Origin of the sequence: Nostoc sp. UIC 10630 (assembly GCF_010747425.1) — a bacterium.
In the GTDB taxonomy this organism is placed as follows: domain Bacteria; phylum Cyanobacteriota; class Cyanobacteriia; order Cyanobacteriales; family Nostocaceae; genus Nostoc.
Window position 1 is genome coordinate 1 of sequence record NZ_JAAGOG010000441.1, and the last position, 1,256, is coordinate 1,256.

Sequence of the window (1,256 nt, forward strand, 5' to 3'; positions counted from 1 at the left end):
CGGATGAATATCCCAGCAATATTCGTTTACGGTGGCACAATTAAACCGGGTCACTACAACGGACGCGATTTAACCGTTGTCAGTTCTTTTGAAGCAGTTGGTCAATATAGCGCTGGAAAAATTGACGACAAGGAATTATTAGAAGTCGAAAGTCGCGCTTGTCCTGGCGCTGGTTCCTGTGGGGGAATGTTCACAGCTAATACCATGTCTTCAGCATTTGAAGCGATGGGAATGAGTTTGCCCTATTCTTCCACAATGGCAGCCGAAGATGCCGAAAAAGCCGATAGCACCGAAAAATCAGCCTTTGTGTTAGTCGAAGCCATTCGCAAACAAATCTTACCCCGGCAAATTATCACCCGCAAATCTATAGAGAATGCCATCTCTGTGATTATGGCGGTGGGTGGTTCAACCAATGCAGTATTGCATTTTTTAGCGATCGCTCGTGCTGCGAATGTAGAGTTAACCCTGGATGACTTTGAAACAATTCGCGCCCGTGTTCCCGTTTTGTGTGATTTAAAACCCAGTGGTAAATATGTCGCTACAGATTTGCACAAAGCTGGTGGCATTCCCCAAGTAATGAAGATGTTACTCGCACATGGCTTATTGCATGGTGATAGCCTGACCATTAGCGGGCAAACCATTGCAGAGATATTAGCAGACATCCCCGAAGAACCATCTGCAAATCAAGATGTGATTCGGACTTGGAACAACCCCATGTATGCTCAAGGACACTTAGCCATTCTCAGAGGTAATCTGGCAACGGAAGGGGCTGTCGCTAAAATTACCGGCGTGAAAAAACCAGTAATTACCGGGCCTGCAAGGGTGTTTGAATCAGAAGAAGCCTCTTTAGATGCAATTTTGGCGGGTAAAATTCAAGCTGGTGATATTTTGGTTATCCGCTACGAAGGGCCTAAAGGCGGCCCTGGAATGCGAGAAATGTTGGCTCCCACTTCGGCAATTATCGGGGCTGGCTTGGGTGATGCGGTGGGATTAATTACCGACGGGCGCTTTTCTGGCGGCACTTACGGTATGGTGGTTGGTCATGTTGCTCCAGAAGCAGCAGTTGGTGGTGCGATCGCGCTTGTAGAAGAAGGCGATAGTATTACGATTGATGCACCGGCTCGTTCATTGCAGTTGAACATATCTGAATCAGAATTAGCCCGTCGTCGTGCTAACTGGCAACCTCCTGCTCCGCGTTACACTAAAGGCGTGTTGGCGAAATATGCCAAATTAGTATCTTCTAGCAGCATCGGTGC

The 1,256-nt window shown here is 47.5% G+C and carries 1 protein-coding gene; it reads left to right on the top strand.

The features are described from left to right. On the top strand, positions 1–1,256 hold a 1,256-nt coding region (gene ilvD, locus G1O98_RS38255), incomplete at both ends, for a dihydroxy-acid dehydratase (RefSeq protein ID WP_163939669.1).